Below are 11,450 nucleotides of genomic sequence, written 5' to 3'. Positions count from 1 at the left end.
CCGTTCGGTGCGTTCGTCCGCGTCGAAGAGGGCATCGAGGGCCTGGTGCACATCTCGGAGCTGTCCGAGCGCCACGTCGAGGTCCCGGACCAGGTGGTCCAGGTCGGCGACGACGCGATGGTCAAGGTCATCGACATCGATCTCGATCGCCGTCGTATCTCGCTGTCGCTCAAGCAGGCCAACGAGGACTACACCGAGGAGTTCGACCCGTCGAAGTACGGCATGGCCGACAGCTACGACGAGGCGGGCAACTACATCTTCCCCGAGGGCTTCGACTCCGAGACCAACGAATGGCTCGAGGGGTTCGAGAAGCAGCGTGACGAGTGGGAGGCCCGGTACGCCGAGGCCGAGCGCCGCCACAAGATGCACACCGCGCAGATGGAGAAGTTCGCGGCGGCCGACGCGGAGGCAGCCAGCAGGCCCGCCACCGCCAACGGTTCCTCGACCACGTCGTCCAGCTCGGGCGAGCCCTCCTCCGGCGGCACGCTGGCTAGCGATGCGCAGCTGGCAGCTCTGCGGGAGAAGCTCGCAGGCAACGCCTAACACGTAGCACGATCGATCGCCCCGGCTCACATCGAGCCGGGGCGTTCGTCGTCTCGGTGTGCTGACAGACTGATGCGGTGCTTCGCATCGGCCTCAGCGGCGGTATCGGCGCCGGTAAGTCCACCGTGTCGTCCGCCTTCTCAGAACGCGGCGGCATCGTCGTCGACGGCGACGTCATCGCTCGCGAAGTGGTCCAGGCCGGCACCGAGGGGCTGGCCGCGCTCGTCGAGGCATTCGGTTCGGAGATCCTGCTGCCCGACGGTCAGCTCGACCGGCCCGCGCTGGCCGCGGTGGCGTTCACCGACGATGAGAAGCGCAAGACGCTGAACGGCATCGTGCACCCGCTGGTCGGTAAGCGGCGTGAGGAGCTCATCGCGGCGGCCCCCGCGGACGCAGTGATCGTCGAGGACATTCCGCTGCTGGTCGAGTCCCAGATGGCGCCGATGTTCCCCCTCGTCGTGATCGTGAACGCCGACGTCGACGTTCGCCTAGCGAGGCTCATCGAGCACCGCGGCTTCAGCGAGGCCGATGCCAGGGCCCGGATCGCCGCGCAGGCGACCGAGGAGCAGCGCAGAGCCGTCGCCGACGTGTGGCTGGACAACTCCGGCACCGCAGAGGATCTGACCGAACGTGCCCGCGAGCTGTGGGACGAGCGGATCCTGCCGTTTGCGCACAACGTGCAGGCGCGTGAGCCGGCCCGAGCCAGGCCGCGGCTGGTCCCTTCGGATCCGTCGTGGCCGGACCAGGCCAGACGGATCGTCAACCGGCTGAACACGGCGTGCGGCCACCGTGCGAACCGCATTGACCACATCGGGTCCACGGCGGTGGCAGGCCTGGACGCCAAGGACGTCATCGACGTTCAGGTGTCGGTCGCGTCCCTGGCGGTGGCCGACGAGCTGACCGATGCGCTTCTGGCCGCCGGCTATCCGCGGCTCCTCGGTCTCACCGGCGATGCCGCGCACACCGGCGATCCAGCCTCGTGGGACAAGCGTTTACACGCGTCTGCGGATCCGGGACGCTTGACCAACGTGCACCTACGGGTCGACGGTTCGCCGGGACAGCGGTTCGCACTGCTGTTCGTCGACTGGCTCAAGGCCAATCCCGACGTGCAGGACGAATACGTCGCCGTCAAGCGCGCCGTGTTGGCCGAAGAGCCCGAGACCGTGGCCGACTATGCAGACGCCAAGGAACCGTGGTTCGTCGACGCCTACCGTCGGGCGTGGGAATGGGCGGACGAGACGGGTTGGCGGCCCTGAGTCGACGCTCAGGCAGCCGGTGCGGGTTCCGGCGCAGGCTCGTCAACCGGTGGCGGCGCGTCGATGGGGGCCGTGTTGCCGGTCGGGAAGTTGGTCACCGATCCGCAGCTGAGCACGCCGTAGCCGGGGTCGTCGTGCTGCGGCGTGAGGCGAGGGGCAACGAACTGATCGGCCTCGGCGACGATCTGGTCGTTCACCAGGATCTCGCAATGCAGGCTCGCCGAGTAGGGCCATTGGATGGACACCTGCATGCCGGCGTTCTGCGTCTTCGACACCACGCCGGTCGCTTCGAACGTCCGGCCGGGCACCATCGTCGGGTTCGCGGTGTTCACCTGATCGTCGGCGATCGTGTAGTTGATGGTCGCGCCGCGTGACACGCCGTCGACGCGAGCCCGGTAGACCACGTTGTAGGGGCCCGGCCCGAAATCCGGAGGCTGCGCGGGGGAGGCGTCGGCGGACTGCTGGGCAGCGTCCGGGTCTGACGGGGCTTCGGGATCGGCCTGTGCGACGGCTGGGACCAACAGGGCGCCGAAGAGCAGGACGAATGCCGAAACACCCGTCATCAGCCGGCACTTAGTCAAGCTCATGAATTTAGACATTACGCTGCCTGCCAGGTGAGAGCCATTTCGTGGTCCATCAGCCACCGTTCCAGGTCGTATCCGCTGCGGGCCAGACCGTCGATCGCGGCGACGGCCGTCTGCACCGCCCGTTCGGCGGTCTCCGGTGTCAGCAGTCCGTGCTGCACCGCCGTGAACAGCTCATCGACGTCGATGAGGTCCACACTGCGACCCGTTCGAACGACGAGGTCGAGATAGTGGTCCTCAGTGCGCCAGACCTGGCCCTCGACGGTGATCCGTCCCACGTCGAGGTAGTAGTCCTGGTCGCGCTCGTGGCCGGGATTGAAGTGGAAGATCGTCGCCCGTAGACCGAGCGAGGGCAGCAGCCACGACTCCAGGTAGTGGAACTGCGCGCGACCGGGCGTGGGTCTGGCCATGTAGAGCCCCCACGGCTGCACCGTGTACACGTCGACGTCCCGCACGATGCCCTTGGGGTCGGTGTTCGTGCGGGCCGCGACGTCGAACGTCTCGTGTTTGGGAGCGTGGATGGGGCCAGGGTATGGCAGCGCTGCCCGTCATGGAACAGCATCTGTCGGTGGTTGGTTCTAACCTGGTGAAATGGCTTTTGCTACCGAATACCCCGTAGTCGCGCACTCTGAGTACCGCGCGGTCGACGACGTCGTGCGCGTTGGCGGCGAGTTCGAGGTGGTCAGCGAGCACTCTCCGGCAGGCGATCAGCCTGCGGCCATCGCCGAACTGGAGCGCCGCATCCACGCGGGCGAGCGCGACATCGTCCTTCTCGGTGCCACCGGCACCGGCAAGTCCGCGACCACGGCGTGGCTCATCGAGAAGCTGCAACGTCCCACGCTCGTGATGGCACCCAACAAGACGCTTGCCGCCCAGCTGGCCAACGAGCTACGAGAGATGTTGCCCAACAACGCCGTCGAGTACTTCGTGTCGTACTACGACTACTACCAGCCCGAGGCCTACATCGCGCAGACCGACACCTACATCGAGAAGGACAGCTCGGTCAACGACGACGTTGAGCGGCTCAGGCACTCGGCGACCTCGAATCTGCTGTCGCGTCGCGACGTGGTCGTGGTGGCCTCGGTGTCCTGCATCTACGGTCTCGGCACACCGCAGTCCTACCTGGACCGCTCGGTCGAGCTCAAGGTGGGCGACGAGGTACCGAGGGACGGGCTGCTCCGGCTGCTCGTCGACGTGCAGTACAGCCGCAATGACATGGCCTTCACCCGCGGATCGTTCCGGGTCCGCGGTGACACCGTCGAGATCATCCCGAGCTACGAGGAGCTCGCCGTCCGCATCGAGTTCTTCGGTGACGAGATCGAGGCGCTCTACTACATGCACCCGCTCACCGGTGACGTGGTGCGCAAGGTCGACAAGCTGCGCGTCTTCCCTGCCACGCACTACGTCGCAGGCCCCGAGCGGATGGCGATCGCCATCTCCAGCATCGAGAAGGAGCTGGAGGAGCGGCTGGCCGAACTGGAAGGCCAGGGCAAACTGCTTGAGGCGCAACGCCTTCGGATGCGCACCAACTACGACGTCGAGATGATGCGCCAGGTTGGGTTCTGCTCGGGCATCGAGAACTATTCGCGGCACATCGACGGCCGCGGGCCCGGCACGGCGCCTGCCACCCTTCTGGACTACTTCCCAGAAGACTTCCTGATGGTCATCGACGAGTCGCACGTGACGGTGCCCCAGATCGGCGGCATGTACGAGGGCGACATGTCCCGCAAGCGCAACCTGGTCGACTTCGGCTTCCGGCTGCCGTCGGCCGTCGACAACCGGCCACTGACGTGGGAGGAGTTCGCCGACCGCGTCGGGCAGACGGTCTACCTGTCGGCGACGCCAGGCCCCTACGAGCTCAGCCAGTCGTCCGGCGAGTTCGTCGAACAGGTGATCAGGCCGACGGGGCTGGTCGACCCGCAGGTGGTAGTGAAACCGACGAAGGGCCAGATCGACGACCTGATCAGTGAGATCCGCAAGCGGACCGAACTCGACGAGCGGGTCCTGGTGACCACCCTGACCAAGAAGATGGCCGAGGACCTCACCGACTATCTGCTGGAGCTCGGCATCCGGGTGCGTTACCTGCACTCCGAGGTCGACACGCTGCGCCGGGTAGAACTGCTCAGGCAGCTCCGGTTGGGCGAGTACGACGTGCTGGTCGGCATCAACCTGCTGCGTGAGGGTCTCGACCTACCGGAGGTGTCGCTGGTGTCGATCCTCGACGCCGACAAGGAGGGCTTCCTCCGGTCGGCCCGCAGCCTCATCCAGACCATCGGCCGGGCAGCGCGCAACGTGTCGGGTGAAGTGCACATGTACGCCGACAGGATGACCGATTCGATGCAACAGGCCATCGAGGAGACCGATCGCCGCCGTACCAAGCAGATCGCGTACAACGTGGCACACGGCGTGGACCCCCAGCCGCTGCGCAAGAAGATCGCCGACATCCTCGATCAGGTCTACCGCGAAGCCGACGACACGGACGCGACCGTTGACGTCGGTGGCTCCGGCCGCAATTCCTCACGCGGTCGACGGGCCCAGGGCGAACCGGGTCGCGCCGTCAGCGCAGGCATCTTCGAAGGCCGCGACACGGCGAACATGCCACGTGCGGAGCTGGCCGACCTGATCAAGGACCTGACCGCGCAGATGATGGCCGCCGCGCGGGATCTGCAGTTCGAGCTGGCCGGCCGCTTCCGCGACGAGATCGCCGACCTGAAGAAGGAGTTGCGCGGCATGGACGCCGCAGGCCTCAAGTGAGGTCTGGGCGCGAAACTTGATCTCAACGGTGGTTGAGCTCATACGGTTGTGCGCGTGACGCGGACCGAAACTGGGCCGACAGGTGGCTGGGCCGAGCTCCTCGGGCCGAAGAACCTCGGCGCCTCGACAGTGCTCGCAGGTGGCGTCGCGCTGTACGCCACCAACGAATTCCTCGTGGTCAGTCTGCTGCCGAGCACCGTCGCCGAGATCGGCGGCGGGCGTCTCTATGCATGGGTGACGACCGTCTATCTGGTCGCGTCGGTGGTGGCCGCCACCACCGTCGGCTCCCTGCTGACGAAGCTCGGGCCGAGGTGGGCCTACGTGTCCGGTCTCGGTGTCTTCGGGACGGGCAGCGTGGTGTGTGCGGTCGCGCCGTCCATGGAATTCCTTCTGCTGGGGCGAGTGGTGCAGGGCGCGGCCGGCGGCCTGCTTGCCGGGTTGGGATATGCCGTCATCAGTTCCGCGTTGCCGCAATCGTTGTGGACCAAGGCCTCGGCGCTGGTGTCGGCGATGTGGGGCGTAGGCACCCTGTTGGGGCCGGCCGCGGGCGGATCGTTCGCCCAATTCGGTTCCTGGCGTTGGGCATTCGGCGTGCTGGCGGTCTTGGCGGTCGCGATGGCGGTGCTGGTTCCGTTCGCGCTGCCCGGTCGCAGGGCTGACGCCGATCGGCCGCCGGCGGACCGAATCCCGGTGTGGTCGCTGCTGCTTCTCGGTGTCGCGGCGCTGGCGGTCAGCGTCGCAGGCGTACAACACGACGTCGGAGCCACTGCGGGACTTCTCGTCGCAGGCGCAGCGCTGGTGCTGGTCTTCCTGGTGGTGGATCGCCGAACCGCGGCATCCGTGCTGCCCGCCTCCGCCTTTCGGCCGGGCCCGCTGAAGTGGATCTACCTCACGCTCGGTGTCTTGATGGCGGCGACCATGGCGGACATGTACGTCCCCCTGTTCGGGCAGCGCCTTGCGCATCTGGTGCCCTTGGCGGCCGGATTCCTTGGCGCCTCGGTGGCCGTCGGGTGGACCTTCAGCGAGATCATCAGCGCATCCCTGACCAGGACGAGCGTCATCGTTCGCGTGGTCGCGGTGTCACCTTTGGTGATGGCCATCGGTCTCGGGGTCGCGGCGGTGAGCCAACTCGACGACGCCCCTGGCATCGTCGTCGTGGTGTGGGTCATCGCACTGATCATCACCGGCACCGGTGTGGGAATGGCATGGCCTCATCTGTCGGCGTGGGCGATGGGCAGCACAGACGATCCCGCCGAGGGTCGAACCGCGGCCGCGGCGATAAACACCGTGCAGCTGATCTGCGGCGCATTCGGAGCCGGTGTGGCGGGCATCGTCGTCAACATGACCGACCGGGGCGATGCGACCGCCGCACGATGGATGTTCGCCGTGATGACCACGCTCGCGGCCCTTGGGTGTCTCGCGTCCTACCGTGCGAGCCGCGGCCGGACGTGATGTCGCGACCAATCAGTCGGGATCGTCGTCGAGCTGCCGGATTGCCGTCACGCCGTCGATGCGGGCAAGCACCGTCGGCGCGCTCAGGATGCCATTGCCGGACAGTGTGAGTTGCACCCCGCCGGTCGGGTCGGACTCCAACTCGGCGAGCTGCCAGTTGCGGTGCTCGCAGGCCTGCAACACCGCACCCATGACGCCGTGGCCGTCCTCGTAGGCCACGTGTACGCGAATCGAGCCACCGAGCCTGTTCGCCAGGCGCCGCGCCACGGGCATGAAGCCAACGATGATGAGGAAGTGCATGGCCGTCACCGTGCACGCGAGTAGCAGCAGACCGGAACCGGCCGCCATGCCGATCGCCGCGGACTCCCACACCGATGCCGCAGTCGTCAGGCCATGAACCGAACCACGGCGGAAGATGATGATGCCGGCACCGAGAAAGCCGATACCCGTGACGATTTGGGCCACGACGCGAGACGGGTCGACGACGATGAGCCCTTCGGACAGCACGTCGTTGAACCCGTACTTGCTGACCAGCAGGATCAACGCAGCCGCCGTGCCGACGATGGTCTGCGTCCGTAGGCCTGCGCTCTTGCCCTGGATCTCCCGCTCGAGGCCGATCAGCGCCGTCAGGCCGAATGCCACGAACAACTCGACGATCTGACGGGTGCCTTGACCTGGTCCGCCGAAGAAGGGCGGATCCGCCAGCCAGAGATCCATGCGGACAAGGTATCGCGACACGCGCATTCGGCGATGATTCCCGGATCGTCGGCGAGTCAACACGTCGAACGCCAAACCGAGAGGATCTGACATGCCGACGACACCGAACGCCTACCCCGACATCGCGACCCGTGACGAGTGGCTGGCAGCACGTCGACGATTGTTGGTCCGTGAGCGAGAAGTGACGCATCTGCGCGATGCCGTCAGCGCCGAGCGACGGCGGATGCCAATGGTCAAGGTGGACAAGGACTACGTCTTCGACGGGCCGGCCGGGGAACTGCGCCTGGTGGACATGTTCGAGGGCCGTCCTCAGCTCTACGTCCACCACTTCATGTGGATCGACGCGACCGACGAGGGCTGCCCGAGTTGCACCGCGGCCGCCGAGCTGTCGTTCACCCCGGGTGACCGCGCCATGCTCGAGACCAGGGGAGTGACGTTGGCGTGTGTGTCGCGTGCGCCGTACCCGAGCATCACGCGGTACCGCGACCGGCACGGCTGGACGTTTCCGTGGTACTCGTCGCGCGACAACGACTTCACCTACGACTTCCACGTGACGCTCGATGCTGCCCGTGCGCCAGTCGAATACAACTACAGGTCACTCGTCGAGCTTCGCGCGGACGGCTGGTCCGACGACGAGCTGCGCGGCGACCTGCCGGGCGCCAGCGTCTTCCTGCGTCGCGGCGGCGACGTGTTCCACACCTACTCTACGTACGCGCGCGGGCTCGACCACACGGCAGTCGGATATCCGTTCCTGGATCTGACTCCGTACGGCCGCCAAGAACAGTGGGAGGACTCGCCGCCGGAGTGGCCCCGCGGTGGCGAGGCCACCGGCGTGCCGCTGACATAGCGATCACGCCGATCCAAAGGGTGGAGGATTGCCTGCGCCACTGGCATGTTGGTCATGACGCGGGTGTGGCTGAGTGGCTAGGCACCGGCCTGCAAAGCCGTTTACACGGGTTCGAATCCCGTCACTCGCTCGCACGTCATCGCCAGCTCAACGCGATTCCGACCGGCGCCAAGTCTCAACCATTGGTCGGGACTTGGCGCTGAACGGGCGGCGGGTGTCTTGATGACGCCGGCCGCTTTCCTATGATGCTGATGTGACGATCGTGGAGGAGCTCGACCGCGCACGTCACCTGGCGTTGGCCGCCGACGAACAGGCCGCGTACCAACTGCTGGTGGCGCTGATGCCCCGTATCGAGCAGGCCGACCGCGACGATTACGCCCTCGAGGCGTTCGCCCTAGTGAGCGAGATGTATCTGGCCCGCACTGCCTATGACGATGTCGTAGAAGGCATTCGACGCATCGATGACTGCCTGGCGATCCACACCGCGAACCGGGCAGGCAACGAGCCGGAGGCCGCAATCCAGGGCACTATGTCCGACACCGACGTCGACCGGATGATCTGCCGCTATGCGCGGCGCGCCGACTTCCTGAGGGCCGGGCTTGCGGCGGTGCGAGGCGAGCACGACGAGGCCACGGCCCATCTGCAAGCGCTGACAGAGGTCGGGGCCGCTTACCCCGATCTCGCCGACGAACACCGGCGTCTGATCACTCACGCACGCATTCTGGTCGCCACCGGCCTGTGTGACGATGATCTGTACGCCCGGTCGGCGCCGCTGTGGGACGAGGTCATCGAATCCCTGACCGAACTCGACCCGACCGGTGCCAACGCCGAGGACGACCATCTGTTCGTCGTCGGCGCGCTGGGCTACGGCCGGTTCTGTGCGGAGTCGGGGCGGCTGGACGAGGCGCAGCCCTGGTTGCGCCGGGCCGGGGCCCGAGCCGATGCCCGCGGCTGGGCGCTGTCGCGGGCCCGAGCACAGCTGGAACGGGCCGCCACCTGTTGGGCGGCCGCCGAATACGCCGAGACCCAGGACCTGGTCACCGAGGCATATCCGGTGATCGCCGAGCACGCCCGCGCGCACGATGTGTCCAGGAGCTGGCTGTATTTCGGTCTGATCCGGATGGGGATCGGGAAGCTGCAGGAGGCCGACCAGTGTTGGGAGCACGCCGAACGGCACTGGCGTGAGCTGGGCAAGCCCCTGCACATTCACCGGATTCTATTGCAGCGCAGCTGGCTCTCGGTGTTCCGTGGAGCCTTCGACGAGGCCGCCCAGCGGGTGGCCGAGGCGCGGGAGCTGCTGGACTCCTCACCCCGGCACAGCTGGCTGCAGTACGCCAGGCTCGACGCTCACCTGGGCAGCATCTGGCGCGCCGAGGCACTCGCCGAGATGGGTTTTGACGGCTTCGGCAGGCCGGACCAGAGCTGGGCCGAGGTCGAGGCGAAACATGCCGAGGGACAAGGGGTGTTCAACTGCCGCCCCGGCAGTCGGAAGTATCGGCGCGGGATGGCCAAGCTGGAGCGGGCCGCCGATCTCAAGGTGCCTGCCGCGCTCGCGGTGGACTCGGTCCGCTACACCATCGAAGATGCTCGTGCCCGGACGCGTTGGGCCAGTTGTGTCTCCGCGCCGATGCTGGCTGGTGCCTTCGCCGTGGCGTGGGAGTGGGACAACACCGAGCTGATCTGCGAACTGGTCGAATACCACAGTGCCAGAGGCACCTTCAGTGCCGAATCGGCGGCGCAACAGGCGGGGGACTGGACCGGCACGGCCACCGCGCCGGTGCCGGTGGAGGCCGAACTGGCCCCAGAGCTGGCCGTGGCGGCCGCCGCGCCGCCGGTCACTGCGGGTGGGCTGACCCGGCTTGGCCCGCTGCCACCGCTGCGGATGGATCCGCAGACCGCGCCCATCATGAGCCGATACCGTGAACTGGCACTGCAGCGCTACGGCCGCGAGGTCACCTCGGCCGAACCCGAATGGGCGACCTGGCCATGACCGCGACATTGGTGTTGCGCTTCGCCGACGTCGGCGTCGTCACCTACGCCAGCCTGCGGGTGGTGGGGGAGCCCACCCGGTCGGTCAAATGGGTGATCGAAGACCCCGACCTGCCTGCCGTTTACGCTGCCCTGGACAACGCGCTGCCCGACCCCCATGGCGACGAAACGCCGGCCGATGCCATCGAAAGATCGCTCACTACGGGACCTTTCGCCAGTCCGAAGCACGAGCTGAAGCTGGCCCGCGAACTCGGCACCCGCCTGATCGGCATGGAGGGCTGGACCCTGCTGGCCGATTGCGTGGCCGCGCCGCGGGCGACGTTGTTCATCACGCCGAGTCCGAAGCTGGCCCGGGTGCCCTGGGGGCAGCTGGTCATGCCCGACCGCCATCACTTCCGGCTGATGGAGTTGGCCGATGTGCTGATGGCGGTGCCGCCCAACATCGTGCACGCACCCCGGCCGGCGGCGAGCTGGTCGGACCGCCTGGCGCGACCCGCGGTGGCGGTGCTCGACCCGCGCATCCCAGGGCAGCGCCCCGATTCCGCACTGGGCTCGGTGCTTGGCCGCCCGTCAGCGCAGACCGCTCTGGCTCGCCATTTCGCCGGGCCGGTGGCAGCCGGGCAGGTGCTGCCCGCCGCTGCCTCCTCCGAGGAGCTGTTCCGCCGCACCGACATCGACCGGCACTGGTTGGCCGAGGCTTGCGCCGGCGAGCCGGCCCGGCTGCTCTACGTCGGGCACGCCAGCGCCGCAGAAGGCGGTGTCGGACATGCCGACCGAGCCGCACTGCACCTCGCCGAGGACCGGGCTCTTACCGCGGCCGACATCATGGGCACCGGGCTGGCTGTCCCGCCGCGGGTCGCACTGCTGGCGTGTGCCTCCGGTGGAGACTATCGATTCGACGAGGCCACCGGGTTGGTGGCGGCGATGGTACTGGGCGGAGCCCAGCTGGTCACGGCGACGCTGTGGCCGCTGCCCACCACCGCCGGGTACCGCCGATTCGTCCCCGGGACAACGGATCTGGCCTTCGACCCGATGGCCGAGACCGTCATCGGGGTGGATCTGGCGCACCGATCCGACGATGCGGGACGCGCGGTGAACCGTTGGCAGCGCGCGCAGATGCGGCGCTGGCGCGACGGCGACATCAGCGCCAGCCCGGTGTACTGGGCCGCACTGGCCACCTTCGCCGTCGACGGCGCCCGCTGAGTCAGGCCGGCGAGTTGTACGTCGCGCCAAGGTGGTAAGGCACGTTCACCTGAGCCCGCGCAGCTCGTCGGAGTCTCCGTGGCGGCCTTGGGGTCCGTTCAGCGG

10 protein-coding genes and 1 tRNA gene are annotated in these 11,450 nt (G+C 67.5%); 8 read left to right on the top strand and 3 right to left on the bottom strand.

Annotated features, from left to right (window positions below; all coding sequences use genetic code 11):
* On the top strand, positions 1-543 hold a 543-nt coding region (locus ACRDUX_RS19795; protein WP_526415717.1), incomplete at its 5' end, for a S1 RNA-binding domain-containing protein.
* Positions 544-620: 77 nt separating this feature from the next.
* On the top strand, positions 621-1,799 hold the full coding sequence (coaE, locus tag ACRDUX_RS19790; protein WP_526415716.1) for a dephospho-CoA kinase: 1,179 nt from the start codon (positions 621-623) through the stop codon (positions 1,797-1,799).
* Between the two features lie 8 nt (positions 1,800-1,807).
* Here the strand turns inward: coaE and ACRDUX_RS19785 are convergent, their stop codons facing one another.
* Positions 1,808-2,386, bottom strand: coding sequence for a hypothetical protein (locus ACRDUX_RS19785; protein WP_526415715.1), 579 nt, complete (start codon positions 2,384-2,386; stop codon positions 1,808-1,810).
* An 11-nt stretch (positions 2,387-2,397) separates the two neighbouring features.
* Positions 2,398-2,904: a ribonuclease FAU-1 family protein gene (locus ACRDUX_RS19780; RefSeq protein WP_526415718.1), complete on the bottom strand. Its 507-nt coding sequence runs from the start codon at positions 2,902-2,904 to the stop codon at positions 2,398-2,400.
* 70 nt (positions 2,905-2,974) lie between these two features.
* Here ACRDUX_RS19780 and uvrB point away from each other — a divergent pair, with 70 nt between their 5' ends.
* On the top strand, positions 2,975-5,137 hold the full coding sequence (gene uvrB, locus ACRDUX_RS19775; RefSeq protein WP_526415714.1) for an excinuclease ABC subunit UvrB: 2,163 nt from the start codon (positions 2,975-2,977) through the stop codon (positions 5,135-5,137).
* Between the two features lie 54 nt (positions 5,138-5,191).
* Positions 5,192-6,589 carry an MFS transporter gene (locus ACRDUX_RS19770; protein WP_526415713.1) on the top strand — a complete coding sequence of 466 codons (1,398 nt, stop codon included), beginning with the start codon at positions 5,192-5,194 and terminating at the stop codon, positions 6,587-6,589.
* Between the two features lie 12 nt (positions 6,590-6,601).
* Here ACRDUX_RS19770 and ACRDUX_RS19765 read toward each other — a convergent pair whose 3' ends face one another.
* Positions 6,602-7,306: an MgtC/SapB family protein gene (locus ACRDUX_RS19765; RefSeq protein WP_526415712.1), complete on the bottom strand. Its 705-nt coding sequence runs from the start codon at positions 7,304-7,306 to the stop codon at positions 6,602-6,604.
* 91 nt (positions 7,307-7,397) lie between these two features.
* Here ACRDUX_RS19765 and ACRDUX_RS19760 point away from each other — a divergent pair, with 91 nt between their 5' ends.
* The 4 genes from ACRDUX_RS19760 (at position 7,398) to ACRDUX_RS19745 (ending at position 11,345) form a co-directional block, all read left to right on the top strand.
* Entirely contained in the window at positions 7,398-8,153 is a 756-nt protein-coding gene (locus ACRDUX_RS19760; protein WP_526415711.1) for a DUF899 domain-containing protein, read from the top strand.
* 59 nt (positions 8,154-8,212) lie between these two features.
* Positions 8,213-8,283: transfer RNA gene (locus tag ACRDUX_RS19755), tRNA-Cys, on the top strand.
* 123 nt (positions 8,284-8,406) lie between these two features.
* Positions 8,407-10,143 (top strand): hypothetical protein, encoded by a 1,737-nt coding sequence (locus tag ACRDUX_RS19750; protein WP_526415710.1) that lies wholly within the window; start codon positions 8,407-8,409, stop codon positions 10,141-10,143.
* A complete protein-coding gene (locus tag ACRDUX_RS19745; RefSeq protein ID WP_526415709.1) occupies positions 10,140-11,345 on the top strand; it encodes a CHAT domain-containing protein in 1,206 nt (401 codons plus the stop codon). The genes ACRDUX_RS19750 and ACRDUX_RS19745 overlap by 4 nt, the downstream gene beginning before the upstream one ends.
* The last annotated feature ends 105 nt before the right edge of the window (positions 11,346-11,450 follow it).

Source organism: Mycobacterium sp. (assembly GCF_050701675.1).
Lineage (GTDB): Bacteria > Actinomycetota > Actinomycetes > Mycobacteriales > Mycobacteriaceae > Mycobacterium.
Note: the sequence above shows the minus strand (reverse complement) of the source record. Positions and strands in the feature narration are given on the sequence as shown.

What these genes read in the sequence shown, in the direction of transcription:
- uvrB (WP_526415714.1), top strand. Translation starts at nt 2,975, where the DNA reads ATGGCTTTTGCTACCGAATACCCCGTAGTCGCGCACTCTGAGTACCGC.
- ACRDUX_RS19765 (WP_526415712.1), bottom strand. Translation starts at nt 7,306, where the DNA reads ATGGATCTCTGGCTGGCGGATCCGCCCTTCTTCGGCGGACCAGGTCAA.
- ACRDUX_RS19745 (WP_526415709.1), top strand. Translation starts at nt 10,140, where the DNA reads ATGACCGCGACATTGGTGTTGCGCTTCGCCGACGTCGGCGTCGTCACC.
- ACRDUX_RS19785 (WP_526415715.1), bottom strand. Translation starts at nt 2,386, where the DNA reads ATGAGCTTGACTAAGTGCCGGCTGATGACGGGTGTTTCGGCATTCGTC.
- ACRDUX_RS19760 (WP_526415711.1), top strand. Translation starts at nt 7,398, where the DNA reads ATGCCGACGACACCGAACGCCTACCCCGACATCGCGACCCGTGACGAG.